Here is a 25786-nt window from a genome sequence, read left to right as displayed (position 1 = left end):
TCACTTACTCTCGATAAGTGCCTTAACATCATCATAGGTAACATCCTGACCGATAATGCCATCAAGACTTGCCTTGTCAAAAATAGGTGTATCACCGTTGTCGTTTACATAGTACTGGTCAAAGGATTCTGCATCTGTTGCCACAAGATAGCTCTGAGTAAAGGAGACCGCATTTCCTTCGGGATCTCTTATAACATTTCCGTTAATCGCATCCATTACCAGAGCAAATACAGGTCCGATGGAAGAAGAGTACTTGCCTGCAAGATACTCAAGAGAGCCGTTCTTCATTGATTCGCTGTTCATGGCTGTAAAGGAGTCGATATCGGAGAAAGGGATGTTCTCCTGGCTAAGTGTCTGAGCAAAGAAAGTTGTTGCCATTCCCACTGAGATAAATGCCTCAGGAGCTTTCTGGATTGCTGCATTGAGCTCATCGGTGGTTGTGTCGCCATATCCCTGGAGGTAAGCTACCACTTCAACATCTCCCGAAACCTTTGTAAGATCAACACCCTGATCCTGGAATATCTGTCCGATCATACCGTTCATATCATCTATTCCGCCGTAGGTATCACCAAGTCCGGCGATCACACCTGCTGCACGGTATACGTGCATGGGATTGGGGATAAACGCTCCGTAGATGGCAACGCTCTTTACTCCCTTATCCTTAAAGTACTTTCCCATCTCCTTGCCGGCTTCAAACTCTGTCTCGTTTGAAGGTCCAACCTGGCCGACAAAATGCTCATAAGTCTTGTAGGTCTCATACTGACTCTCATCAAGCACGCCGGATGCAACCGCATAGTAGATGCCATACTCTTCACAGGTCTCGATCTGCTGAGCTCTGTCACTGCTGGAGAGCGAGATAACGGCGTCATATCCCTTTGATGCAAACTTCTCGATGGCTGCCTTCTCATCCTCAGCACTGGCAAGAGCATCTGTATAATCAAAGGTTACGTTATAGTTGTTCTGTATATATTTTTCGTAGTAGTTTCTGAATCCAAGTGCCTCCTCGCCGCTGACGTCGGCCACAAGAACACCGATCTTACGAGTTTCACCCTGATCCGCGGAAGCTTCACTTACAACCGCATTATCAGTGCTGTTATCTGTTGTGTCTGAAGCCGCAGCAGGTGCACTGTTACCGCATCCTGTCATTACGGTCATGGCTGCTGCCATGGCAAGTCCGAGTACCTTTGTTACTTTCCTGTTCATAATCTTTCCTCCGTTTTTTCTAAAGTTCTTTATCTTGGCAACAGTGCGGTTTTGTAATTCATTCCCGTGATATATACCACTATCAGGAAGAAAACTGCGCTGATCACCTGTGTTATTCCGTATGCTGCACTGGAATCAATCACTATCTCCAGAATGTCGTTCAGCAACATATATGAGAAGCCTCCAACCAGTGCGGCGTATATCCTGGATCTTGCGCCTCCCGATATTGGCATTCCTCCGAATACTATAGCTATAAAGATATTCATTCCTATACTTGAAGCCGTTGTCGTAGTGACCGAAGGGGTATACACAAGAGTAAGGAATGCTCCGAGTCCTATACCGATACCCGCCATAACAAAAGCCAGTATCGTGTATTTGTCAGCTTTGATGCCTGTAAGATATGCACAGAGGGGATTTCCTCCCACGAACTTCATCCTTCTTCCCGCCTTTGTGAACTCAAATACAAAGACTGAGACTGCAAAGAACAGCAAAAGAGTTGCTATCTTGAAGGGCATATTGTCAAAGGGCTTTACTACGCTGCTGGGAATGCTTATCCCACCCAGCGCTCCTCCGTTTACCGTAATTATCTGCGCAGATACAGCTGACAGTACGGACATCATCGCGACCGTGGTTACAAAGGCCGGTATGTGGAAGATTGAGGCCAGCACCGAATTGAGCAGTGAACACACAATTCCCGTAAGCAGTATCACCGCCATCATCAGCGCTATATTCTCTGTTCTGTTGTAGACCATTACTCCGAGAGTTGCCGAAAACAGTGTGGAAGCGCCAAGGCTGATATCAAAGGTTCCAAGGGTATAGATGAAGGTTGCTCCCGTTGCTACGATTGCCAGAACCAGCGCCTCATTGAACACAATCTTCAGATACATATCAAGTCTGTAACCCTTTGCATTAACCACTGTGCAGAAAACAAGAAAGAGCACCGCCAGCGCCGCCATGGGCAAAAGAGCTATGATATTCTGCCTGTTTATGATTTTCTTTATATTCATTTCTTTTGCCTCCTAGATCATGCATCCTATGATGTCGCTCTCGGACAGGTCTTTACTCCGCTGAAATTCTCCTGTTATTTCACCGTTCTTCATGATAAGAACCCTGTCGCTCATCCCGATGAGTTCAGGAAGCTCTTCACTTATCATGAGAATGGCCTTCCCTTCGCTCTTAAGCTGTGACATAAGCTGATACATTGCCTGCTTGACACCGATGTCCACACCTCTCGTGGGGCAATCCAGTATCAGGATCTTACTGTCGCAACCTATCCATTTTCCAAAGACTACCTTTTGCTTGTTGCCGCCGGAGAGCTGGGCTACTGTCTGATCTCTTCCCGAGCATTTGATCCTCAGGGCATCTATCTGCGCGTCTACATATTTTCTTTCCGCGGACCTGGTTATAAGTCCCGCCCCGGATTTGAATATGTTCATTCCCGCAATCGCGATATTGTCCTTGATGCTGGCCTCAAGGCACAGGGATTTTCTGTCTCTGTCCTTGGATACATATCCTATCTTGTCAGTCATTGCGTTGTGGGGAGACTTTATCTGCCGCCCTTTCGGGGATATGACTACGCCGCTCTCGGGTTTAAGCGCTCCGAACATAGCTTCTCCAAGTTCATGCATTCCGCAGTCCGCAAGTCCTCCAATTCCCAGGATCTCTCCGCAGTGAAGTGTCAGGGACACGTCCTTAAGTTTGTCCTTAAAGCACAGATTCTTTACCACAATGGCTTCTTCATCAAGGAAGCTGCAGCTAAAGTCCGGTCTGTAGTAATCGCCCTCTATCTCTCTTCCTATCATGCTGGTCCTTATAAGTTCTTCATCAAATTCCTCTTTAGCGAAAGTTCTTATAAGATTCCCGTCCCTTAGGACTGTCAGGGTGTCGCAGACCTCCATTATTTCCTCCAGATCATGGGAGATAAAAAGTACTGAACCGCCCTCTTTTTTCATCTTTTTCATGATGCCGTACATGATCTGTCTTCCGTCATGAGATAGTGCCGTGCTGGTTTCATCTATCACCAGGATCTTCGGCTTTTTAAGTATGACCTTGGCGATTTCCACCAGCTTCCTGTCCTGGAAGGAAAGGCTGTCCATCATATTCTTTCCGGAAATGGAGGTTATTCCTATATTGGAAAGGGCTCTGTCTGCTTCCTCGAAGAGTCTTTTTCTATCCACAAGGAGCCCCTTCTTAAACTTCTTCATCTCTGCCAGAAATATATTCTCCGCAACGGTGATCCCCGTTATTGTTCCACTCTCCTGAACCACCATTCCTATACCTTTATTCAAAGCATCGATCATGCTCTCGGGTTCCCAGGCGTTTCCTTCATAAAACATCTGCCCCGAGGTTGCTTTCTGCATTCCCGCCGCTATGGATGATATGGTGGATTTTCCAGAACCGTTCTCACCTATGAGACCTCTTATCTCACCGGGGTAAACCTCAAGGTCTACTCCGTTTAGAGCAGTCACACTTCCGAATTTTTTTGTTATGTTTTTCATTTCCAGAATCGGAGTATTCATAACCAATGAATCCTTTCTGTCTGAGGTATTGCTTGTTTATGGATTCATTATATTGAGCAAACGTCTTTTACATAATTCACATAATCGCTCAATTATATTGACTTATTATGATGTAAATCTATTATTTCTGATATTAAAATGAACTATTTTGACATTTACCTCAGTTAGGGGTATTATTTACCTGTTTTAACCGGACGTTCAATTAAGATAATAAGGAAATTAAAGATATGGATCACGCAGCGGTAAAGCAGCACATATACGACATTACCGAAACTGAGAAATTTTACAGAGACTACTATCTTGCCGGAAAGGACGAAGACAGTCTGAGGGCTTTTCTTGATGGTCTTGATATGAAGCTTGTTCTTGACAGACACCTTCTGATTACCGAAAAGCCCGAGACAATCCCCGAGGTATTCGAAGATTCTTTCTTTTTCGACCTGTCAAATAACGACAGTATAGTGGTACAGAAGCACGAGAGATATTCACCGGCCATCGAGCACAGCCATACTTTTTTTGAGCTGAGCTATGTCTATGACGGCAAGTGCTCCCAGACCATCTCCGGAAGGACCATCGAGATGCGTACGGGAGATTTCTGTGTTATTCCTCCCGGGATCAAACACTCCATCAGCGTGTTTGACGACACCATAGTCATAAACATAATGCTCAGAAGGGATACTTTACATTCCATGTTCTATTCCTTCCTGAACACCCCGAATATACTCAGTTCTTTTTTCCTGAATAATATATATGCCAAGAAGGCCAACGACTACATCATGTTCCACACAGGCTCCGATGATGGCATAGCCACTTCCTTTATCTGGATGCTGACAGAATCCCTCAACAGACAGGAGTACCATTACCAGGCCATTACAAATACCCTGCTTCTTGATTTTTATCTGATAATAAGGAACTACTCGGAATCCGTTCAGATGCCGCTGTTTGACAGCCGCATAGATGTACAGCGATATGCCCTTATCCAGTATATTCAGGAGAATTACAAGGAGGTAACTCTCTCGGACCTCTCCGAGAAATTCCATTATTCCAACGAGTACACCTCAAGACTGATAAAAGAGCTTACGGGAATGACCTACACCGAAATCCTCAGGACCGTGCGAATAGAGCGAAGTCAGGATCTTCTTGCAAACTCCACCATGAGTGTTGCCACCATAGCTGAAGCTGTGGGATATGACACCACGGAGCACTATATCCGTCAGTTTAAAAAGCACACAAAAATGACTCCTTCCGCTTATCGAAAGGAGTCTGCATCCAATAGGAACAGGTAAAGACCTTACAGGAAAGTCTTGGTCTATATATCAATGATCATTATGCAGACCATTTTAACAACAGCATCTTTGTCAAAGATTGCCTGCATGGGCACCACCAAGCTCAAATCAACATTTCCTTACTCCACAGGCTCGATACTTACAGAAAGTCTTCCGCCATCGTAGCTGTCGTTTCCGTCAGGATCCACAGCAAATATGATCTCGTCACCCTTTTTCACTTCATATTCCTGATAAAAATCTTTTTTGATCTCTGAGCTGAAATTGCCCTGCGTATCTCCGCCAATCCAAAGCTTCTCATCCCCGTTAAGGAATATTCTCATACAGGTTCCGTTGGCATCAGGATCTTCGCTGTTAGGAAACTTCACATATTCTCCGCTGATCCTGATACTTCCATCGTTTGCTGCGATCCAGAGATAAGCAGCATTTCTGCCATTTCCCGGCTCTACAAAGTCCCTTTTAAGCTCAGGTTTTCCGCTATTATAGTATCTTTCATTATCAGAATCATAGGAAAGCTCTGTAAAATTCTTGCCGTTCCAGTCGCACATTCCGTAGTGCCAGCCATCTGAGCCCTGTTCGCCGAAAGCGCCAGCAATACTTGTGCTATTGCTCCTGCCTTCGCTATCAGAGTCATCTTCTCCGGGATTCAAAGGGTCTTCACCGGGTTCGGGCTTATCTCCATTTTCATTTTCATCAGAACCCTTGTCAGCATCTTTGATAACTACAGAAAGTCTTCCGCCATCGTAGCTGTCGTTTCCGTCAGGATCTACGGCAAACATTACGATGTCACCTTCGTGAACGATATACTCTTCATCGAATGTTATCTCTTTTTCAGAATCAAAGTTGCCCTGGGTAATTCCACCAAACCACTTCTTTTCTTCGCCGTTTACGAAAATTCTCATGCAAATGCCGTTGGCATCAGGGTCTTCATTATTGGCAAACTTGGTGTAGCTTCCGCAAACCTTTATTTTACCTGTATTAGCTGCCTCCCATCTGTATGCAGCGTTTCTGCCATTTCCGGGCTCTACAAAATCCCTTTTCAGCTCAGGTTTTCCGTTATTATAGTATCTTTCATTATCAGGATCATAGGAAAGCTCTTCAAAGTTCTTTCCATCCCAGTCGCACATTCCATAGGTCCAGCCATCTGTGCCCTGCTCACCAAATGATTCAAAGAGATTAGTGTTGTTAGTCCGCAGCTTTTCACCTTCAGTCTTCTCTTTTGCCGCATAAACACTCACAGACAATCTACCTGCGTCATAGGCTGTATTATTCTTTCCGTCAATAACAAATGAAAGCTTATCACCTCTCCTGACGTCAAGCTGAGTAAACATGAAGTCTGCCTTGTTATCATTGCCATCTCCCTGCAAAACCGCTATATCTTTTTCCTCAATAAGCTCTTCATTTAAGAACACCTTAAGTCCCACACCATCCGGATAATCAGGATTTGCGTCAGTCTGCCCGAATTTGGTATAGTCGCCAAGCACATCGATTTTTCCATCTTCGTACACTACCCATTGATATATTGCTGCCTTCTTCTCTCCGGGATGAACAAAGTCTTTCTTCATTTCGAGATTCTTATTGGAAGGAGAAATAAAAGCAGTCTTATCCTCATTAGCATATACAAGGACTTTTGCACTGTTTAAGTCTTTTCCTTCAAGGAACCACCATCCGTCCTTACCCTGCTCGAATGATTCAAGATTACCGAGTACAGTGTTGTTGGTCCTGACTTCATCGCCTACTGAAACCTTGATTCCTTCAGAATCAGCAATATCAATTTCAAGCCTTCCTCCGTCCCAGGCATTATTCCTGTTGCAGCCTATGTCAAAAGTAAGGATGTCTCCCTTCTTAACCTGCAGTTTTTCGATGTTTACAGCTCTTGCATTATCGTTTCCTTCACCTTTCGAGCAGTTGCAAACAGTGTTATACAGTCTGGAGTTATTCTTGAAGATCTCGATAATTACGCCGTCAGGCCAGTCTGCATTGGGATCTTCATGGCCAAACTTCACATACTGACCGGTTATATCTATTTCTCCGTCAACTGCCACAACCCATTTGTACATTGCATCGGCATTGAGCCTTGGCTGCACAAAGTCCTTCTTCACTTCGAGGCCGCTTAATTTTCTTGAAATAAACCCTGTTCCATCAGCAGTCTTCTTTGACAAAACCTCTGCTTTGTCTATTCTTCTGCCTTCAAGATAGTACCAACCGTTACTGCCCTGCTCCCCAAAATCATTAGAAAGATTTGCATAGTTCCTCCCGCTGTTATTGACCATCTTCATGGTCCTAAGCTCTGCATCTTCGATCACAAAAGTGAAGTTTCCGCCGTCATAAGCGGTATTTGCCTTTCCATCTACCAAAAGAGTAATGCAATCTCCGGCACGTACCTCAACATCCTCTACTGACAGATCTTTCGTGATCTTCTCATCGGTAAGTGGCGCGAAATCCTCTTTTTTCAGGACTTCTCTGTTCTTGAAAAGATACACTGTCACGCCGTCCGGCCAATCCGGATTTTTATCTTCATTAAGAAGTTTTGTATAGGATGCCATTATGTCGATCTTGCCGTTTTCAGCTGCAACCCACTTCACATTTGCAGATCTTCCCTTGTTAGCAGGCATGATGAAATCACGTTTTATCTCTATTCCGTCAAGAGTCGTGTATTTCTCGCCATTTTCTTCAAGTCGCTCAACGTTCACAGCAAAGTATGGATCCTGATAGTATCCTGACTGGAAGCACCAGCCGTTTTCTCCATGCTTTCCAAAATCATCCTGGAGTGATGCGTTGTTTGAACGGCCTTTATCCCAATTTATAACGTCTCTCTCTGTCTGTCCCGTAAGCGCAGACAATCCCTTTATGGAAAACTCATAAAGACCTGCATCATAGGCATTGTTTTCCTTACAATTGATGACCATTGATATATAGTCATCCTTGGCAACATCAAGTCCTGCAACATCAAGTCTTTTGGTAATTTCATTGAGTTCAGCATCAAAATCCTGCTGAACTAAAACTGTGCCGTTATGATACAGTGTCACCCTTGTTCCATCCGGCCAATCCGGATTTTTATCCTCGTTCTTAAGCTTTGTATATGAAGCATCAATCCTGATCGTTCCATTCTGGGCCACTTTCCACTTGATAACTGCAGACTTGCCCTTTCCGGGATTCACAAAATCTCTCTTTATCTCCAGATCGCGTGAATCAAAGTATCGCTCTTCATCAGGGCTGTATTTTCGCATATTGTAGGCGACGAACGGAGCATCTCCTATGCTTTCCTGGTAGAACCAACCATTTTTCCCCTGCTCACCAAAATCATATTTAACATCAGCAAAGTTCTGCCTTGTCTCGCATTCGTTGATCGATATATCATTTTCTGTGGTAACATCGGTGAGGTCAAAAACGGAAAACTCGTATTTTCCCGCGTCATAGGCGTTGTTTTCCTTACAATTGATGACCATGGAAATATAGTCATCCTTATTTACTTTTAAGGACTCAACATCCATGCGCTTAGATATTTCCTGCTTGGTGTCTGGCACAAATTCCTCCTGTGCAAGAACAGTATTGTTATGATAAAGTGTTACCCTGGTTCCGTCCGGCCAGCTTGGATTCTTATCCTCGTTCTTAAACTTGGTATAGGAAGTATTAAGCCTGATTGTTCCTGTTTTTGCGACCTTCCATTTGATCACAGCAGATTTTCCTTTTCCGGGACTTACAAAATCGCTCTTTATCTCCAGGTAGCTGCTGTCAAAATATCTGTACTCCTTTTCGTCAAAGATGCGCATATTGCATACGTCATTTGGGTCATCTCCATAACCTTCCTGGTAGAACCAGCCGTTTTCTCCCTGTTTGCCAAAGTCATATTTAACGTCTGCGTAGTTTTCTCTTGTATCATCTCCGGCAATAACAACGTCTTTTTCGGTTGTGGCGCCGGTCCTGTCAAGGATTGCAATATCGAATGCGCCGCCATCGTAAGACGCATTTCCCCCTGCATCAACCACAAAGTATAATCTGTCTGACGTGCTTACGCTTACATTCTTTTCCCTGAAAGAAATCTCATTCTTGCCCTTCTTTGGTGCTGCAACTTTTTGGGAAAAAAGCTTTTCTCTGTTCCTGTAGACAGAGACAGTTACACCATCCGGCCAGTCAGGATTTCCGTCGTTTTGCTCAAACTTGGTGTAAGTTCCTCTTATTTCAACGGCACCATCGACTGCAGGCTGCCAGCATAGCATTGCCTCATCATTTATTGATGGATGAATAAAGAACTGGCTGATTGAAAGATTTGGAGATGTAGAATTCATGTACTCTCCGTTCTTTTCTGTTGATACAAGTTTTGCATCAGCGATGCTTTTTCCACACATATAAGTCCAGCCATTATTTCCCTGGTGGCCGAAATCATCAATGGAATAAGCATTATTATCAATTCTGTCTGTATCCTTTTTCGCTGTAGGACCGCCGGCATTTACATCGGAAATGGCAACATATAATGAACCACCGTCGTAAGCGTTGTTCATGTTCGGATCCACAACAAAGTACAGGCTTTCCAGCTCATCGACATGTATATCTTTTAAGGACTCTTCTACAACTTCTTCCTTGTCTGTCTTTGCATCGACCTTGTATCTTCCGATAGGTTCATCCCCCTTGTAAACATACAGTGTTACGCCATCAGGATACATGGGATTTTTATCATTATTTACGTTTTTGACATATGCAAGGTCAATATTTATATCTCCGCCCTTTGCAGCTCGCCACTCCAGTATTGATGCGACTTCCTCCGCGGTATGAATAAAATTGGACTTTATCTCTAATCCCTTTTGTCCGGGCTGAAAGTATCTCTCTCCATCATAGGATTCAAGTCTCTTAGACCTTGCAGGGTCCTGTGATGATCCATATCTGTAAAACCATCCGTTATTTCCCTGCTCTCCAAAATCTGCAACGTTAAAAGCATTATTGGTGCGGTTTTCATCATCAACAAATTCCGGTTCGATATAGTCATGCGAAAAAAAAGATGAAGGCCATGAACTCGCAAGCGCAACAATCTCATCCTCGATTGTTACTATAGCTGACTGCTGAAGTGCTCCTTCCTTAGTTCCGCATGCCGCAATTCCTGTGCAGGTTGCAACGATTGCGAGCATTCCCCCGAGTGCAACTTTATATTTTGATGCAACTGCCACTACTTTTTTTAAATCTACCCCCATAACATTCCACTCTTTCCTTACTTAAATGCCTTCAAATCTTCAAAACTTACCTTTGATTCAACACTAAACACCCCAAAATCAGAGCCCTGTGACATGTACATTCTTGTTGTGAAAGCAATCTCATCGTTGACATACATGCACACAACGCCGTCTGCAACAAGCAGTGAAACATTCAGCTCATTTTTATCTGCTAAATTGAAATCAACATATGACTGAGCAGTTCTTTCCATAATATTGCTGCCGTTGTAGAACTCAATCCTGTTGTTGGCGCCGTTAAACACAATGTTCAGGTTTCCGACACTTTCTTCGTTTGTATCAAAGCAGAACCCAAACATACCGTCTTTATCAAAACCCCTGATCGTGGTCTTAATAAGGTAACTGCCAAGAAGTTCCTTAAATCCCGCCATCTCATATTTTTCACCGGCAAAAGATATAACGCCCTCCGAAAGAGAAGCTGAATCAGTCATCTTGACCGGTGTAAGCGAAAGCTCATTAGATAAAAGCTTTTCAAGCTCAGGGTTTAAAACAGGTGTGAGGCTTCCATCTTCATGCTGCACAAGCTTATGAGTGACCATATTTCCGCCCCAGTCGTAGTCCTCACTGTCTGTATGCTGTTTCTTCGTTCCGTTCCATCCGACAACATATAAGTTCTCTCCGTCTGTCTCCATTCTTCCTGCATAGAAGCCGTTGCAGTCAAAGATGTCCTGTGAAGGGATCTCAAACGGGCCCTCAAAATTGTCTGCTATCCTGTAATGAACAAGCCTGTGAGGCCACTGATCAGAGAATGACAAGTACCACTTGCCTTTATAAGAAAGGAGTGTCGGGCATTCCAGATTTGAATCGGTTCCCATATCATTTTCAAAGAAAACACCGGCATCTTCCCAGCTCTTTAAGTCCTCTGAAGTGTATCTTGCAATGACTCCGATGTTGTTCTGTCTTGTTGCAACAAGCATTGAATAGCACTTTTCTGATTCAACATAGAAAACATACGGATCCCTGAAGTCGTTCTGTGCATAATTCTCGTTTGCATAAAGTGTATCTTCGGGAATCTTTTCCCAATTTATAAGATCGCTGCTGACAGCATGCATCACTGCTTCTTTTGGCTCAAACATATCGTTATGTCCTGTATAAAAAGCATGATACTTACCGTCATTTCCCTTTATTACACTTCCGGTTCCAAGAGCTATGTCCTGGTCTTCTACAGCGTCTCCATAATTCAAAACAACTCCCTTGTCATCATATGAGGCAAAGTCTGTAGTCTGCATCAGCCCCCAAGGGTGATATCCCTGCTTACCGTCTCTTAGGTCTGCCAGGTAAAAGACATTGTACTTTCCCTCGTCGTAAAACGGCATTGTATCGCCCACAAGTCCCTCCACTGATGCCGGAAAAACGATATGATCTTCAATGTTCTCTCCCAGATACTTTTCATCCGCTGACTGCACGGTTTCCTCTGTTGTTTCATCTAAAGCAATATCCGGTTCTGCGGCTTTGGATGAGCATCCAACACTGGCGATGGTCATAATGCCAATCAAAAGCAATGTTTTTATTCTATGCATAATTCCTCCCTTAGTGCTTTTGCACTATCACTTGACAAAAACAATATAGCATTATGTGTCATTTGTATCAATCTAAAAGTGCATATGACACAACTTTTCGTGAAATTCAGTGTTTTTATGGGTTTCTTTTTGTGAATTATGCACACTTGTCATACAGAAATTGGTGCATTTGACACATTGTTATTGCAGCGTTATGATATTTACCGAATATAAAAAGACTCAGAAAGTATTGAGGGGACATCCATTATGGGAAAAAGAGTAACATTACAGGAAATTGCAGACGCACTTGGAATGTCAAGAAATACTGTTTCCAGAGCACTTAACAACTCAGGAAGCGTATCTTCGGAAACCAGGAGTAAGATCTGTCAGATGGCTACAGCCATGGGCTACAAGCAGTTTAGTTTAGTTGATACCGCTGATACAGCAACAAGTAATCTCTTAGCATTAAAGGACGGCAAGGCAGAAATAGCCCTGTTCACTCATTCTTTTCCTGGTGCATCCCATTCAGGAACCAAGCTTCTTGAGGCATTTCAGAACAGAATAGATTCACTGGGCTACAAGCTTTCAATCAACATTATTAAAGATAATGATATTGAATCCTTAAGCCTCCCAACTAATTTTTCCATGGACAATATAGCAGGAATTCTCTGTATAGAGCTCTTTTCCGAAAAATACAGCAAATTCCTCTGCAGCCTGAATATTCCCATTCTCTTTGTAGATACCCCTGTTCTTCAGAAATTCGGATTGGCAGCTGATACTCTCTACATGGAGAATGTTACAAGCGTCTACCGCCTGATCAGTTCATTTATCCAAAGCGGAAAGAGAAACATCTCATTTGTTGGTGACAGATTCCATTGCCAGTCCTTCAATGAGAGGTGGCAGGCCTACGTTTCAGCCATGACAGATAGCGGGATTGGCATCGACACCGGATCCTGTATTCTTGATGACGACTCGAGTCCGTACAAAGATACAGATTATCTCGCAGCAAGGATCAGCGAGCTTGGGAAAATGCCTGAAGTTTTCTTTTGTGCCAACGATTACCTTGCAATCTGCACCATAAAGGCCCTTAGGCAGCTTGGTAAAAAAGTTCCGAAGGACGTTGCGGTCTGCGGATTTGATAATGCGCCCGAAGCCACCATCATCGAGCCAAGTCTTACCACGGTGAAGATCCATTCAAGCTCCATGGGCTTTATTGCTGCGGAAATTCTGCTTTCCAGGATCGCAAATCCAAATACTCCTTACAAAAAAACATATGTAGAAACAGATATCATAATAAGAGAATCAACCGGAAATACGATTAAATAAACTAAACGCCATAGAAAAATAAATGAAAAGACCAAGACTTCTATATCCCCAGCAGATGAGGAATTACTAAAAAGCCTTGGTCTATATATCAATGATCAATTTCTGATTTTCTCAGGCTTAATGACAACTCCAGAGAGAGCTGAAAACACTTTTAGGAAATCTTTTAGGGTTGCCGGTTTTGACAACCACATCACCCTTTGGAAGCATTTTGTCAAGAACAATATGGTATCAATTGCAAAAATCACACAAAAAAGGAACCGATTTTACTCGATTCCTTCAAGGTCATAGCCCGATTAACTTCGGATATAACGCTCCATGCCAATTTGAGTAATAAATCACCAAATACTAATCCTTTTATTAGGAGCAATATACATCTTATCCTTATCTGTTACACCAAAGGCCTCATACCACTCGCTAAAATTCCTTGGAGGAATATTTGCACGGATTGGTGCAGGAGCATGAACATCCCTGGCAAGAAGAAGCTGAATCATTTCCTCCTTGGCTTTCATACACCATATTCTACCCCAGTTTTCAAAATAGGCCTTAAAATCAGCATCAGGAAGAGTATGCATAATTTCCAGTGTTACGCCCATTCCTCCATTATCAGCTATATTTTCAGATACGGTAAGTTCACCATTTACTTTGCCACCATGATAAGGGATTCCATCAAACTGCTCTTTCATGTCATCTGCAAGTTTTTCAAATGCTTTGAAATCTTCTTCAAGCCACCAGTCCTTCAAATTTCCTTTTTCATCAAACTTAGCTCCGTTGGTGTCGAAAGCATGAGATATTTCGTGACCGATTACTGCACCTATACCACCAAGATTCTCACTTACACTCTGTGATAGGCTATAGAAAGGCTTCTGCAGGATTGCAGAAGGAAATGTAATATCGTTACAGCCAGGATTATAACAAGCGTTTACGAGGTGGCCTGGCATTACCCACTCTGAACGGTCTACTTCCTTATAGAGCTTATCAAACTGGTCTTTTCTTCGAATCTCGTTAATTTTATTTACTGCCGCATATAAAGAATCGCTCTCTTCAAACCTTAGCTTTGTCCAGATTTCCCTTATGGTATCAGGATAGCCCATTTTAACTACTATTGTAGATAGCTTTTTGATTGCCTCTTCTTTGGTAGAATCTGCAAGGAATGTGTTTTTCCTCATTCTAAGCTTATAGGTGTCAATTACTTTTTGAGCGATTGAGGCAATATCCTTTTTAGCCTCTTCTCCAAAATAGGTTCTACCGTAATACACACCCACCGGCTCTTTGTAAAACTCAGATGCCATCTGATAAGCTTCTTTTTCGATCTCTGGATCAGCCGCTATTCCCATAAGTGCTCTTCTATAGCTTGTTCCAATTGATTTAAGTTCCAGAGAAAGACATGGAGTAGCAGTCAAAAGAGTTTTCACATATAACCAGTGTGTGTAAAGTTTAAAATTCTCCTCTGAGAAATATCCATTCATCTCCTTAATGGCTTTAGGATCATAAACTATCAGCGTGTCAGGAATCTTGTCCCCATAAAGATTTTTAAGTACTTTCTTGATATCAAAAGGCGCTACATATTCAGCAACTTCATCTACGTCCATAGGGTTCTGATTCTTATAGTATTCAGACCATTCCAGTTGGCTTTTTACTTTCTTTGCAACAAGAGCATCAAAGGCAAGTGCATCCTCTATAAAGAGCTTCTTTTCTCCCTCAGAAAGAGGAGCAAATTCAAGAGCTTTCACAGCCATATCAGCATAAACAGCCAAAAGTTGTTTGCCAGATTCATTATCATCTGCATAATACGGAGTATCCGGGAGAATTATAGCTGGTCCTTGCACTATAAAGCAGTGCTTTGTAGTGTCAGCCATGTCTACATCTACAGCCATATCTATTGGAAGCTCGAGTCCTTTAAGAAGAAACTCCGTAGCTACATTATTAAGGTCTTCCACTGTTTCAAGTGCCTTGATCCTATTTAAAAGAGAAAGGACTGGCTCTAATCCTTCTTTATTTCTTCTTTCTGTATCAAGTACTTTCTTGTAAAGAGATATTGCATAGGCCATTTCAGGAATGTCAGAAGTCTTATCTCCTTCTGCAAAAGCCTTAAAATCAGCCATCATTGTTTTTTCAACATCCTCTGCCAACGTGCTAAATCCACCTGTCATAGGCTTATCATCCGGAATAATCGCCGTTTTAAGCCACTCTCCGTTAATCGCATGATAGAGGTCGTCTTGAATTCTCACTGTTTCACCCATAAAAATCCCTTTCTTTTATCGCTTTAAATCAATGAAGAGATTATAACAAAAAAGAAAGAGATAATGCTAGTATTTCCTGCATTTTCTCCTTCTTTTTTGTTTGATTTAAAGCGAAATATATTAGATGTAGTCAAAGATTCCCTGAATAGCATCTGTAATATTTATTAGGTCAGGATAATGAATCCTATCTATCTTCGAATATCCCTTATATTCAAATCAAGCCACTTGTGCTTCCATAGCGTCATCTTCATCGCTGTTGATTTTGGAGTCAAGCTCTTTTACAACATTTATGGACATCAGAACAACAGCTACTGTAGTTACTATGTCCGCTACAGGGGCTGATAAAAGAGCTCCTTCAACGCCAAAGAACATAGGAAGAACAATGGCAAGCGGAACACTTAATACAAAGTCCCTGAGTAATGATAGTCCCATAGCCATTACTGGCTTTCCAAGAGACTGAAGGAAAACACTAGTAGACTTCTGAATACATGTCAGAATGATCATTGAAAGGAAAATCCTGAATGAAAGAACCGCAAATTCATTATAAAGACCGTCCTCACTTCCAAATATTGATGTAATCTGAAGAGGGAAAAGTTCAAATAAAAGCATTGAAACCAGTCCCACAATTGCTTCAGCTTTGATGATTGTTGTAAACAGCTCTTTTACCCTTCTGTATTCTCCTGCTCCGTAGTTATAGCCCACGATAGGCTGAGAACCTGCGGCAATTCCGATACATACCGATACTACTATCTGGAATACCTTCATAACAATTCCTACTACTGTAAGTGGGATATCAGCGCCATACTTACTCATTGCTCCATATTTAACGAGGACATTGTTCATTACGCCCATGATCACTACGATAGAGAGCTGTGTTAAGAAACTGCTTATTCCAAGAGGAACAAACTTACCAATTACGGCCATATCAGGAATCATGTTTTTCAAAGTGAGCTTAAAGGTCTTTGCCCTGAAGAGAATGTACACAATTCCACAGATTGCTGTAACAATCTGACCGGCTATAGTCGCGATAGCAGCTCCCTTCATTCCCATATGAAGAGTGAAGATTGCAACAGGGTCAAGAATCACATTGATGATACATCCTGCAAAAGTAGTAATCATGGCAAATTTAGGGCTTCCATCAGCCCTGATAATGGAATTAAGGCCATTACCGACAACAAAGAAAGGAATTCCCAAAATTATATAATCAAAGTACTCATTTGCATATGGAAGATTGTTCTTGGTAGCTCCAAACGCTGTAAGAATCTGTGACTTAAATACAGCAAAAAGAACTGCCATTATAACTCCGGATGCTACAAGAAGCATTACAACATTGCCCATGCTCTTATTTCCTGACTTCACATCTTTTTTACCCTGGCAAAGACTAAGATATGCTGCAGCTCCATCACCAAGCATCAGAGCAATCGCAAGTGATATAACTGTGATTGGAAAAACAACATTTGTTGCACCATTTCCAAGATATCCTACGCCTCTTCCAATGAAAATCTGGTCCACTATGTTATAAAGAGACGATACAAGCAGCGACATAATGCAGGGAATTGAAAACTTGAGAAGAAGCTTTCCTATCCTCTCTTCTGCTAGATAGTTATTTGTGTTCTGATTCATTTTTACCTCCTTAAAATCCGTAAAAAAAGAACACGGTAAGCGAGTCTTCACTTACACGTGTTCGGTTACAACCCAGTATTCATAAATCGTCAGCCCGTCGGGCGACATTCAATTACTTGATTATGATACAGATTTTTTTGAGCTCTCGTAATAGTCAGATTTAACAAAAAAACAATCGTTTTTTACAATTTCATGCGCCGATAAGTTTATTTATTTCATGGTGATAAGTTCGTATTCGCGGCTTCCTACACCAATCTTCTGAGCATGTTCAAGAGTTTCTGCCCAGGAAACATTTGGATTTGAGTTGTGCCAAACGTCGCCATGGTCGTGGAAATGCTCTTTGGCCATGTTGTCACCAAGCTGGCTGTTACGGATTGGCTCAGCCTTCTGGCACAGGTCAACGCAGGCCTGATCAAGAGCTACAGGGTCGAAGGATGCCAGCATTCCGATATCAGGAAGAATAGGCGCATCGTTTTCACCATGGCAGTCACAGTTTGGAGATACATCAGTGATAAGGCTGATGTGGAAGGTAGGCCTTCCGCTGACTACAGCTGCAGTATATTCCGCCATCTTTCTTCCAAGAAGTGCCGGTGCATCCCAGTTATCATTTTCAATTGCGTCAAAGGCACAGGCACCAATACATCTTCCGCAACCCTTGCACTTATCAGGATCGATAAAAGCCTTGTTGCCGTTATAGCTTATAGCATCAGATCCACATTCCTTGGCGCATCTGTGACATCCTCTGCACAGATCTCCGATTACATGCGGATGTCCGCTGTTGTGCTGCTGCATCTTACCAGCTCGGCTTCCGCAGCCCATTCCAAGATTCTTGATGGCACCGCCAAAGCCTGCCTGCTCATGCCCTTTGAAGTGATTTAAAGATATTACGATATCAGCGTCCATTACAGCACGGCCAATGTAAGCTTCCTTGCAGTACTCACCATTTGGAACAGGCACTGCTATATCGTCAGTCCCTCTAAGGCCGTCTGCAATAATAATCTGACAGCCTGTTGTAATTGTATTAAAACCATTTATATTGGCGCAGTCCATGTGCTCAAGAGCGTGCTTGCGGCTACCCGGATACAGAGTATTACAGTCTGTTAAAAACGGAAGACCACCCTGCTCTTTTACAACATCTGCAACTGCCTTGGCATAGTTGGGGCGCAGGTATGCAAGGTTTCCAAGTTCTCCGAAATGCATCTTGATTGCAACGAATTTACCATCCATATCTATCTGCCCGATTCCTGCCATCCGAATCAGCTTCTGAAGTTTGGCTGTCAGGCTCACGCCCAGAACAGTTCTGAAATCCGTGAAATATACTTTTGACTTCTCCATTAAAAGCCTCCTACCATTTATATGATATTAAATTGCCTACTGCTTATATTATACATGGCTTCCTCACTCAAAGTGAAGAAGCCATTATTACCATCATCATAAAGCTGCCCTGGCCAACAGTATTACATATCTGTTCAATCCAGTTGGCTTTAACATCAGCGCTGTTAAGTTTACGTCCGCAGTAGATCATACCGGTCATCGCAATAACAGTAAGTACCAGGAATATCATCGGAAGCGGATGCAACAGCCCTGCTGCAAAGGCGCTAAGATTTCCCTTAACTCCTGCAATGATCAGCCCAATAATAAGAAAAGCAAAGCCTATGGGCATTCCTATTCTCATCTGAAGAAACAGCGGCCAAACATTCTTTTTCTTAAGAACAACAATTATCTTCCATAAAACCTTGAGCATTCCTGATACGAAGCAGATAACGGCTCCAAGGAAAAGTACCACTCCACCAACGCTATTCCACAGAATCAGTGATGCGACCCCAAACAGGATAACCGGCACCATATCAAACAGCGCAAGTTCCAGGGTAAAATGCTCAGGTACAATATCTTTATTCATACAAACAAATCCTTCCGGTTAAGCAAAGTAGCTCCAAAGTCCGTAAACACCAAGAAATACCAGTATTATCGGAAGCACTATCTTAAAGTACCACTTAAGGGCAGGACTAACTTTGATTCCCTCTCCCGCATTAACCTCTTCAATGTACTTATCAAATCCCCAGCCGTACTTGCAGGTACAGAACAGACAGCTTATCAGTGCTCCTATAGGAAGCAGCAGGTTACTTACAAAGAAGTCCTCCAGATCCATAACTGTGTTTCCTGCCTTAAGGGGCTGGAAAAAGCTAAGAACATTAAAGCCAAGGGCACATGGTACAGAACCCAGTGTGATAATAAGTCCTGCTATCAGTGACGCTTTTTTCCTGTTGTGACCAAAAAGATCTATTGAAAAGCTTACGTCGTTTTCAAATACTCCGATCATGGTAGACAGAGCTGCAAAATACATAAACAAAAAGAACAGGCTACCAAGTATCCTTCCGCCCTTCATAGAAGCAAATACGTTTGGAAGAGTAAGGAATATAAGGCTTGGTCCTTTGTCAGGAGCTACTCCGTAGGCAAAGCATGCGGGAATAGTAATAAGTCCTGCAACTATTGCCACAAAGGTATCAAGACCTGCAACAATAAGTGCTTCTCCTACAAGGCTTCTCTCTTTTTTGATATAGCTTCCGAATATCTCCATGCTGCCGATACCAAGACTAAGCGTAAAAAAACTCTGGTTAAGGGCACCGTATAACACGTTTCCAAGACCAACCTTGCGTACATTCTCAGCATTGGGCATAAGATAAAACTTAACGCCTTCTCCTGCGCCCGGAAGTGTAAGGGATTTAACCCCAAGTCCGATCATTATGAGTATCAGCGCAACCATCATAATCTTGGTAACTCTCTCAACGCCCTTTTCAAGGCCAAGAGAAGTAACCACAATAGTTATCACCATGGTGATGGCCATAAATCCGATAAGTATTACAGGACTATCCATCATCTCCTGATATATGGCTGATATCTGATCAGGGCTTTGTTCCTGGAACGTTCCAACAACAGACAATACAAAGTATCTTAATATCCACCCTGATACCACGGAATAGAACATCAACAGCACATAGTTTCCGGCTATAGCGAAGTATCCGAAAATATGCCATTTACTCCCCTTTGGTTCAAGCTGTTTATAGGCTAAAAGAATACTCTTTCTGGAAGAACGGCCGATTGCATATTCCATTGTCATTATGGGAACGCCGAGAGCTAAAAGAAATAGCACATAGACTAGTACAAATAATCCTCCCCCATTTTCTCCAACCATGTATGGAAAACGCCACACATTTCCTATTCCTATGGCGCATCCTGCAGACAACAGAATAAATCCCATTCTGCTGCCAAGTGTTTCTCTCTCTTTCATATTACGTGTGTCTTATTACTTCAAATCTCTGAAGCTTAATCTCCTCATCTTCTGTAATACCACCCTTTTGCATGGCAATTGCCACCTGTTCTTCAACGGTATCCACGCCTTCAAGATTCGGTAAAAGAAGTCCTCTTTTCCTACCACTTGAAACTATAACACCATACCTTTTTACGTTGAGTTCGTCAAGTGATGAGATATCCTGCGGCCTTCCAAGAACATCCACATTTATCTCCAGCTCTTTTAACTCTTCGGGGCCAATAGGCGCAAATCTTGGGTCCCTGGTAGCTGCACTAATTCCGTTTTCTATGATCTCAAGGGCAACGTTGTCAGTAGTAGGCCCGATTGTCCCGATACAGCCCCGGAGCCTTCCGTTCTTATGAATAGACACAAAAGCTCCTGCCCTGATATTCAACATTTCTGTAGTAACATAATCAGGAACCGACATCTTTTTTCCCTTGATCACGTAGTTAACAACTGTCTGATATGCAAGCTTAACGTAAGGGTCTTTTTTGTCACAAAAAGCTTCCAGTTCTTTTTCCATGTTTCTCTCCAGATCCTTGTAATAGGCCTTAAGAAAACATCTCTTAGGATCCTTCTCTCCGGGAATAAAGGTACATATTCCGTAGCCCACACCTGTAACATCCTGATGTGAGAGCTTGGTGGCTGATACCTTAAGTCCGTCAAGACATCCTGCCATTATAACAAAGGATCTGTGCCCGCACTCTGCTGCCCTTTCGCAGAAGCCTTCCTCAAAATCAAAAAGCTCTTTGAATGCAGCTCTGGAGCACACATCCATAATTTTCTGATCATATACGGGGCCCTCGGGAGCATAGCCGTAGGGGCCATAGCTCTGAAGCTTGTGAGAAAGATCTCCGCTGGCTATCACCACAGCTCTGCGTCCGGTCTTTTCTACAGCCTTCTGAATGATCTGTCCTAATTTGTAATGATCTGTAAGCGGAAGGGATGAAAGTCCGATTCTGACTATGTTTCCGGCTTTGTATTTCTTCCTTATAAACCACAAGGGAACCATTGTTCCGTGGTCTAAATCTCTGTCCACTTCTCCAAGAGTTCCGGCGGGAAAAGACTGTTTGGAAGCCATTTGGTCAATAGTCTTGACCAGCTCCATGTCATAAGCCTCAAGGAATTTCACATTACCTGCCCCAAAGGCCGCAAAAGACCCTGTTGCTGCATTTCCCGGCGAAATATGGAAATAATCTGAATACATGGTGGCATGCGGACTTGTGATAATAATGGTCTCAGGAGCAAGCTCCGCAACCATATCCGCCACCTGATTATATGCGTTTGTTGTTTCTAAAATCTGGCTTTCTCCGCCCCTTCCCACATCAGGAACTATAAGAGGTGGATGCGGCACCATAAATGCTCCTACAATGCTCATGTTTTGTCCCCCAAATACTATCTGCTTAGCATTGTTAATTGCCAGGCTTATTCATCAAGCTGATTCTTAAGCTTAGCATTAAATTCATCTTTGATTTCCTTGGGCCCTGTGATTTTCACATTGCCACCCATAGCAAAAATCCAGCCATAAAACTGATCACTTATGAAAACCTCCACATGTGTTCTGGACCAGCCTTCTTTTTCCGCGGGCCTTATCGGCATTTCTTTTCCGAATCGGTCTATCATAATGCCTACAAATTCATTATTAAACTCTATGTCCACCGTGGTGAGTTTCTTTTTGCCGAACATTCCAAAATTTGCCTTGGCATAAGCTCCCATATCATAGGCTTCAAATTCTTCCTTGCCTACTCGCTTATCCTCGGTCAGCTCTATGGACTTCATTTTGTCCACGCGGTAATGCTTGATTTTACCTGCCTCCGGGTCATATCCAATGAGATAGTAGTTCTCATCATCCCAGGTAAGAGCCCAGGGACTGGTAACATAGGGCTTATCTTTTCTTGGAACCATCACCTTGTCCAGATTCCACTGAAGGTACTGGAAGGTGATGTTCTTGTTCTCAACCATGGCCCTGTGAATATCGTCCACCAGGTAGTATATACTCTCATTCATGGTCTTGATTCTGCCCTGAACCACAACCTGACGCTTTAACTGCCTTGCCTCATATTCACTGGCAAGGTCAGTAATCTTTTTGATCAGGTCACCGGATTTCTTGGCAGTAATAAATTTGGAGGACTGAATCGCATCCACAAGAAGCATCAGCTCAGCCAGCTCAAACCTTTTACCGCCAACACGGTAGTTAAAGCTTCTTCCGTCTTTTTCTCCGATAATATCAAGGCCGATTTCCCTAAGGGCATCAAAATCATCATAAATACTCTTTCTATCGGCACTTACCCCCTCTGCCTGCAAAAGATCTATTATCTCCGGCATAGTAAGAGCATGATCCTCATCAGTTTTTCTGATCATTATCTGGCTCAGATAGTAGAGCTTAAGCTTTTGTCCTGCACCTTTGGGCATTTTGTTCGTCCCCCATAATTATTTTTTTATTGCGTATATACGGATTTCTCTGCTTTATGCACGCTCGAAGACCGGCATGTAGTCGATAGGAGCCGGAACCTTAACAGTCTGGCCGCCTTCATATTTCTGTCCGTCACTTGTAAGAGTCCACTCTCCCTTAGGAAGGTATACTTCCCTCTCATACTCATTGAGGTGAAGAATCGGAGCAACAAGGTACTTGTCACCGAACATGAACTGATCCTTTAAGGTCCAGCACTTTTCATCCTCAGGGAACTCATAGAACATGGCTCTCATAAGAGGTGAGCCGTTAGTATGAGCCTCATCGAAGAGTTTTTTAAGATATGGCTTCATCTGAATTCTGATGTCGTAGTACTTCTTCATAATCCCAAAGTTGTCATCGCCATAGCTCCACATCTCGTTGTCCTGACCGGTGTGAAGATATCCGCCGCCCCAGTCTCTATCATCAAGAGGTGGGATATTATATGGTCCACGATCTCCGTGAAGTCTCATAACTGCAGTAAATGTAGCAAACTGATACCATCTGATAAGAAGCTGTCTAAAGTCAGGGTCATTAACATCATCAGTCATGAAGCCGCCGATATCAGTATTCCACCATGGAATACCTGCAAGTCCCATGTTAATACCGCACTGGATCTGATCCTGAAGGGATTCAAAGGTACTTGGAATATCTCCTGACCAGACTACATTGCCATACTTCTGGCTTCCTGCCCATGCACATCTAAGAAGGTTAACCACCTTGCCGTCGCGAAGGTTCTTCATCTTGTCGTAGTAAGCTCTTGAATACATCTGAGGATACATATTTGATACCTCAAGAGCAGCACCTTCACTGTAACGGAAGTTTTCAAAATCATATACACCGTAATCAGGCTCGGAATTATCAAGCCAGAAGCCATCAATTCCAAGGTCGTAGTAGTTCTTTTTGCAAATCTCCCATACGTAGTTTCTGGTCTCTTCATTGAAGGCGTCTATCTCAACACAATCGCCCTGGAAATCATAGGTCTGAAGAGCACCGCGCTCTGTCTTAATAAGAAGGCCCTTCTCCAGCATTGGATAGAAGTTCTCACTCTTTCTGTCAACAGAAGGCCATACAGAAACAATAACTTTGATGCCCATGCTGTGGAGTTCATCTATCATAGCCTTAGGATCCGGCCAATACTTGGTATCAAATTTCCAATCTCCCTGATAGGTCCAGTGGAAGAAATCGATGATTATCTGATCAATGTGAATGCCAAGCTCCTTGTACTTTCTGGCAATAGAAAGAACCTCTTCCTGTGTACGATAACGGAGCTTACACTGCCAAAGTCCCATAAGCTCCTCAGGGAACTCATCGGCATGGCCTGTAGCCTTAGTATAATTAGCGACTATTTCCTTGGGTGTATCAGCAACTGTTACGTAATAGTCCATCTCCTTGGTGGATCTCATATCCCAAAGAGTCATGTTGCTGCCAAAGGTAACCTGACCAACTCCCGGATTATTCCACAGAAGACCGTATCCCATATTTGATACTGCAAAAGGAACTGAAGCCTGTGAATTTCTCTGGGCGAGCTCCAAAGTGCAGCCTTTCATGTCCATCTGCTGCTGTTGGTACTGTCCCATACCAAAGATTTTCTCGCCATCATTGCTTTCAAATCTAACCTTCAGAGCGTAGTTGTCACCGCCATAAAGTCCCTTCCACTCTCTGTTTACAACCTTAAGGCATCTGCTCTCCTTGGAGATGGTTCCGCCGTAGGATCTGAAATACTCACGCAAAAAGAGCTTGTCATCTCTGAAAAGAGATATAACTCCCGCATAGTTTACTTCAGCCTTGATACGTCCATTAGTAATGCTGGCCCACTCATTATCCTGAACGGTGCCCTCTCCTGTCTTTTCTGGAACAATATATGTCTTAACCTCTGCTTTAGTCTTTTCCGGTGTCTCTGTAAGAGCCCAGTTTCTGCCTGTAAAGCTTCTGTTCATAGTAGCTCTGATTCTGAGTGAATCTGCTCCCCAAGTCTCAATTACGACTGTTTCCCCCTGTCTCTTAAACTCCAGGGCATTGTCTTTACAAATAAACTGCATACTTTTTCTCCTTAAGTGTTCTTAATTAAACCCATAGTAAAAGGAACTATAGGTTATTTTACCACCTATAGTTCCTCATTGTTAGTATCTAAATCATTTATTATTACTCTTTTACAATTGGCTCAATCTGGGAAACCAGGTTATCAATACTCTCGAAAACACTGCTCTTGGTTGTTCCCATAGCATTGACTCTGTCAAGCTGAACTACCAGATCATCGTACTTTCTGTTGATATCATCGAATCTTCCACCAATCTTTTTAAGCTCGTCTGATGCGGTGTCGGCTGTGTCTGCAATTTCCTGCTGAACAGCATTGGCTCCGTTTGTGCTCTCAATGATCTCATCGAAGGTAGCATGGGTTTCTTCAACTTCCTGAAGACTCTTATCCATAGCTGCGATGGAGTTTTCCATGCTCACAGAAAGCTTCTCGCTTTCCTCTCCGGCATTGGCAATAGATGCATTAACCTGATCGATCATGGTCTTGATCTCATCAGCCAGCTCTCTTACCTCTGTGGCAACAACCGCGAAACCTTTTCCGGCAGCCCCGGCTCTTGCAGCCTCAATAGAAGCATTAAGTGCAAGCAGGTTTGTCTGGGAAGCGATACTGATGATTTTCTTCATGTAATCGGAAATCTGATCAACAGATTCCTTGAAGGACTCAAAGCCTCTTGCCATCTCATCAAAGCTTGCTCTTACTTCGTTGGAGCTGGTCTTTAGCTCTTCAACCTTGTCCTGAGCGTTCTGCACGCTGTTTAAGATATTTACCTTAACATCTTCAAACTTGGATGCGCTCTGATTAACAGCATCAAACATCTCATTGAAGTTCTGCATGTCATCACGAAGCTGAGTATTGCAGTCAATAACGTTATTAACCGCCTCACCCATATCGTGGATCTCTGTCAAAGATTTTACTTCGTTTTCTACAAGTCTTTTCTGGCAGTCCTTAATTGAATCAGCTATATAGATAAGGGACCTTGATCGTTCTTCAAAATCATTAATAGGATTCTGAACTGCAACTACAGGCTCGTCTTCTTTCTTTTTTCCAAACATATTCTCAAACATTTCTATCTCCTCT

Annotated in this window: 16 protein-coding genes; 2 read left to right on the top strand and 14 right to left on the bottom strand. The window is 42.9% G+C overall.

Annotation, left to right across the window (positions count from 1 at the left end; all coding sequences use genetic code 11):
• Genes G613_RS0100545 through G613_RS0100535 form a run of 3 tightly spaced genes read right to left on the bottom strand, consistent with a single transcriptional unit; the run spans position 1 to position 3671 of the window.
• Positions 1 to 1203 carry a substrate-binding domain-containing protein gene (locus G613_RS0100545; protein WP_029230783.1) on the bottom strand — a complete coding sequence of 401 codons (1203 nt, stop codon included), beginning with the start codon at positions 1201 to 1203 and terminating at the stop codon, positions 1 to 3.
• Positions 1204 to 1232: 29 nt separating this feature from the next.
• Positions 1233 to 2210, bottom strand: coding sequence for an ABC transporter permease (locus G613_RS0100540; protein WP_024867012.1), 978 nt, complete (start codon positions 2208 to 2210; stop codon positions 1233 to 1235).
• Between the two features lie 12 nt (positions 2211 to 2222).
• Positions 2223 to 3671, bottom strand: a complete 1449-nt coding sequence (locus tag G613_RS0100535; RefSeq protein WP_242826113.1) for a sugar ABC transporter ATP-binding protein — start codon at positions 3669 to 3671, stop codon at positions 2223 to 2225.
• 278 nt (positions 3672 to 3949) lie between these two features.
• On the opposite strand from G613_RS0100535, the gene G613_RS0100530 reads away from it, so the two are divergent.
• Positions 3950 to 5005, top strand: coding sequence for an AraC family transcriptional regulator (locus G613_RS0100530; protein ID WP_029230781.1), 1056 nt, complete (start codon positions 3950 to 3952; stop codon positions 5003 to 5005).
• Positions 5006 to 5124: 119 nt separating this feature from the next.
• Here G613_RS0100530 and G613_RS0100525 read toward each other — a convergent pair whose 3' ends face one another.
• Positions 5125 to 10188, bottom strand: a complete 5064-nt coding sequence (locus tag G613_RS0100525) for a hypothetical protein (RefSeq protein ID WP_029230780.1) — start codon at positions 10186 to 10188, stop codon at positions 5125 to 5127.
• Between the two features lie 17 nt (positions 10189 to 10205).
• The gene (locus tag G613_RS0100520) at positions 10206 to 11744 is read right to left on the bottom strand and encodes a glycoside hydrolase family 32 protein (RefSeq protein WP_029230779.1); all 1539 of its coding nucleotides are present in this window, start codon (positions 11742 to 11744) and stop codon (positions 10206 to 10208) included.
• A 246-nt stretch (positions 11745 to 11990) separates the two neighbouring features.
• Here G613_RS0100520 and G613_RS0100515 point away from each other — a divergent pair, with 246 nt between their 5' ends.
• Complete coding sequence (locus G613_RS0100515; RefSeq protein ID WP_029230778.1) at positions 11991 to 13049, top strand: LacI family DNA-binding transcriptional regulator; 1059 nt, start codon at positions 11991 to 11993, stop codon at positions 13047 to 13049.
• A gap of 335 nt (positions 13050 to 13384) precedes the next feature.
• Here the strand turns inward: G613_RS0100515 and G613_RS0100510 are convergent, their stop codons facing one another.
• The 9 genes from G613_RS0100510 to G613_RS0100470 all read right to left on the bottom strand — a co-directional run bounded on the left by G613_RS0100510 (position 13385) and on the right by G613_RS0100470 (position 25773).
• Entirely contained in the window at positions 13385 to 15289 is a 1905-nt protein-coding gene (locus G613_RS0100510; RefSeq protein ID WP_029230777.1) for a M13-type metalloendopeptidase, read from the bottom strand.
• Between the two features lie 216 nt (positions 15290 to 15505).
• Positions 15506 to 16912 carry an MATE family efflux transporter gene (locus tag G613_RS0100505; protein WP_029230776.1) on the bottom strand — a complete coding sequence of 469 codons (1407 nt, stop codon included), beginning with the start codon at positions 16910 to 16912 and terminating at the stop codon, positions 15506 to 15508.
• 210 nt (positions 16913 to 17122) lie between these two features.
• Positions 17123 to 18247 (bottom strand): DUF362 domain-containing protein, encoded by a 1125-nt coding sequence (locus tag G613_RS0100500; RefSeq protein ID WP_029230775.1) that lies wholly within the window; start codon positions 18245 to 18247, stop codon positions 17123 to 17125.
• Between the two features lie 67 nt (positions 18248 to 18314).
• Complete coding sequence (locus G613_RS0100495) at positions 18315 to 18812, bottom strand: hypothetical protein (RefSeq protein ID WP_029230774.1); 498 nt, start codon at positions 18810 to 18812, stop codon at positions 18315 to 18317.
• Positions 18813 to 18830: 18 nt separating this feature from the next.
• Positions 18831 to 20201: a sodium-dependent transporter gene (locus G613_RS0100490; RefSeq protein ID WP_029230773.1), complete on the bottom strand. Its 1371-nt coding sequence runs from the start codon at positions 20199 to 20201 to the stop codon at positions 18831 to 18833.
• Position 20202: 1 nt separating this feature from the next.
• A complete protein-coding gene (gene amrA / locus G613_RS0100485; RefSeq protein ID WP_029230772.1) occupies positions 20203 to 21600 on the bottom strand; it encodes an AmmeMemoRadiSam system protein A in 1398 nt (465 codons plus the stop codon).
• A 47-nt stretch (positions 21601 to 21647) separates the two neighbouring features.
• Positions 21648 to 22634, bottom strand: coding sequence for a helix-turn-helix transcriptional regulator (locus G613_RS0100480; RefSeq protein WP_029230771.1), 987 nt, complete (start codon positions 22632 to 22634; stop codon positions 21648 to 21650).
• Positions 22635 to 22688: 54 nt separating this feature from the next.
• Positions 22689 to 24713, bottom strand: a complete 2025-nt coding sequence (locus G613_RS0100475) for a glycoside hydrolase family 31 protein (RefSeq protein WP_029230770.1) — start codon at positions 24711 to 24713, stop codon at positions 22689 to 22691.
• Positions 24714 to 24816: 103 nt separating this feature from the next.
• The gene (locus tag G613_RS0100470) at positions 24817 to 25773 is read right to left on the bottom strand and encodes a methyl-accepting chemotaxis protein (protein ID WP_029230769.1); all 957 of its coding nucleotides are present in this window, start codon (positions 25771 to 25773) and stop codon (positions 24817 to 24819) included.
• Between the last annotated feature and the right edge of the window lie 13 nt (positions 25774 to 25786).

Origin of the sequence: Butyrivibrio sp. VCB2006 (genome assembly GCF_000420945.1) — a bacterium.
GTDB lineage: Bacteria > Bacillota > Clostridia > Lachnospirales > Lachnospiraceae > Butyrivibrio.
Note: the sequence above shows the minus strand (reverse complement) of the source record. Positions and strands in the feature narration are given on the sequence as shown.

Excerpts from the sequence above, each read along its gene's own strand:
- G613_RS0100525 (WP_029230780.1), bottom strand. The coding sequence starts at position 10,188 with ATGGGGGTAGATTTAAAAAAAGTAGTGGCAGTTGCATCAAAATATAAA.
- G613_RS0100515 (WP_029230778.1), top strand. The coding sequence starts at position 11,991 with ATGGGAAAAAGAGTAACATTACAGGAAATTGCAGACGCACTTGGAATG.
- G613_RS0100470 (WP_029230769.1), bottom strand. The coding sequence starts at position 25,773 with ATGTTTGAGAATATGTTTGGAAAAAAGAAAGAAGACGAGCCTGTAGTT.
- G613_RS0100475 (WP_029230770.1), bottom strand. The coding sequence starts at position 24,713 with ATGCAGTTTATTTGTAAAGACAATGCCCTGGAGTTTAAGAGACAGGGG.
- amrA (WP_029230772.1), bottom strand. The coding sequence starts at position 21,600 with ATGAGCATTGTAGGAGCATTTATGGTGCCGCATCCACCTCTTATAGTT.
- G613_RS0100540 (WP_024867012.1), bottom strand. The coding sequence starts at position 2,210 with ATGAATATAAAGAAAATCATAAACAGGCAGAATATCATAGCTCTTTTG.
- G613_RS0100520 (WP_029230779.1), bottom strand. The coding sequence starts at position 11,744 with ATGCATAGAATAAAAACATTGCTTTTGATTGGCATTATGACCATCGCC.
- G613_RS0100545 (WP_029230783.1), bottom strand. The coding sequence starts at position 1,203 with ATGAACAGGAAAGTAACAAAGGTACTCGGACTTGCCATGGCAGCAGCC.
- G613_RS0100490 (WP_029230773.1), bottom strand. The coding sequence starts at position 20,201 with ATGAAAGAGAGAGAAACACTTGGCAGCAGAATGGGATTTATTCTGTTG.
- G613_RS0100530 (WP_029230781.1), top strand. The coding sequence starts at position 3,950 with ATGGATCACGCAGCGGTAAAGCAGCACATATACGACATTACCGAAACT.
- G613_RS0100505 (WP_029230776.1), bottom strand. The coding sequence starts at position 16,912 with ATGAATCAGAACACAAATAACTATCTAGCAGAAGAGAGGATAGGAAAG.
- G613_RS0100480 (WP_029230771.1), bottom strand. The coding sequence starts at position 22,634 with ATGCCCAAAGGTGCAGGACAAAAGCTTAAGCTCTACTATCTGAGCCAG.
- G613_RS0100510 (WP_029230777.1), bottom strand. The coding sequence starts at position 15,289 with ATGGGTGAAACAGTGAGAATTCAAGACGACCTCTATCATGCGATTAAC.
- G613_RS0100500 (WP_029230775.1), bottom strand. The coding sequence starts at position 18,247 with ATGGAGAAGTCAAAAGTATATTTCACGGATTTCAGAACTGTTCTGGGC.
- G613_RS0100495 (WP_029230774.1), bottom strand. The coding sequence starts at position 18,812 with ATGAATAAAGATATTGTACCTGAGCATTTTACCCTGGAACTTGCGCTG.